The sequence below is a fragment of the Micrococcus sp. CH7 genome (assembly GCF_001595485.1).
GTDB classification, from domain to species: domain Bacteria; phylum Actinomycetota; class Actinomycetes; order Actinomycetales; family Micrococcaceae; genus Micrococcus; species Micrococcus luteus.
Genome location: NZ_LOSQ01000031.1, coordinates 1 through 1275 on the forward strand (window position 1 = coordinate 1; position 1275 = coordinate 1275).

A 1275-nucleotide genomic window follows, 5' to 3' on the forward strand; every position below is an offset into this window, starting at 1 on the left:
TTGGGCTGTGTCAAGCTTCGTAGACGATCTCTTTGTGGATTTCAGGCCGCGGTTGCGGTCTGGGCGTAGTAGGCGGCCCGGGTCTCGGCGGGGGTGCGGTAGCCGAGGGTGGAGTGCAGCCGGCGGCGGTTGTAGAACACCTCTATGTACTGCATCACGGCGAATCTCGCTCGCCGCCGGGTCGCGAAGGACTGCCGGTAGTACATCTCGTTCTTGAGCATCGAGAACCACGATTCGGCGACCGAGTTGTCCCAGCACACCCCGGTCCTCCCCACCGACAACCGCACCCCGAAACGGCCCGCGAGCTTGGCGTACTCGTCAGAGGTGTACTGGCTTCCGCGGTCCGAGTGGAACAGAGCGCCCGACTCGATGCGCCCGTGGGTATGGGCCATCGTGAGGGCGTCGCCGATCAGCTCGGTGCGCATGTGCTCAGCCATCGACCAGCCCACGACCTCACGGTTGAACAGGTCGATCACCGTCGCCAGATACAGCCACCCTTCCCCGGTGCGCAGGTAGGTGATGTCGCCGACGAAGCGGACCCCGGGCCGGTCGGCGGTGAAGTCCCGCTTGAGCAGATCGGGGCGGGTCACCACGTCGTCGGCGGGGATCGTGGTGCGCTTCTTGGAGCGGGGCTGGATCCCGAAGATCCCCGCCTCCCGCATGATCTTGCGGACCAGACCCTCCGACGCGGCGATCCCGCGGCGAGACAATTCGGCGAGCACCCGCCGGAACCCGTTCACCCCGTGCGAGTCGTCGTGGATCTGCGTGATCACACCAGACAGCCACACCCTCCGCGCCGTGGTCGGCGGGATCGTGTCCCGCCGCTTCGCCCACGCGTAGTAGCCGGCGCGTGAGACGCTGAGCAGGCGCGCCATCAGCTCGATCGTGAAGGTGGCCTTCTCCGCGTGCATCAGCGTGAACTTCTCGCTCACCGCTGCTCCTTCGCGAAGAAGGCCGCGGCTTTTTTCAAGAACGCGTTCTCCTCCGCGAGCCGCCGGTTCTCCGCTTCCAACCGTGCGATCCGCGCGGCCTCCACCGGTGGCGGCGCCGTCTCCGGGTCGGGGTGCTGGGCCCGATACGCCTTCACCCAGTACCCGAGCGAGCTCTCGTTGATCTCCAACTCCCGCGCGACCTGCGCGATCGGGCGGCCGCCCTGCACGACGAGCTGGACCGCGTCGGCCTTGAACTCCTCAGTGAACTTCCTGCGATTCGTAGACATCTCTGCCTGTCGTTCCTTCCTGGTAACGACCGTCTACAAGAAGTGTCACACCCCAG

General features: G+C 66.1%; 1 protein-coding gene. It reads right to left on the minus strand.

Features of this window, described 5'->3' with window-relative positions; all coding sequences use genetic code 11:
• Nucleotides 1-41: 41 nt before the first annotated feature.
• Nucleotides 42-1219, minus strand: a protein-coding gene (locus AUV08_RS08950; RefSeq protein ID WP_141920053.1) for an IS3 family transposase whose coding sequence is annotated in 2 segments (ribosomal slippage) — nucleotides 42-961 and nucleotides 961-1219 — 1179 coding nt in all. Because the reading frame shifts where the segments join, the coding sequence is not laid out codon by codon here.
• Nucleotides 1220-1275 lie beyond the last annotated feature (56 nt).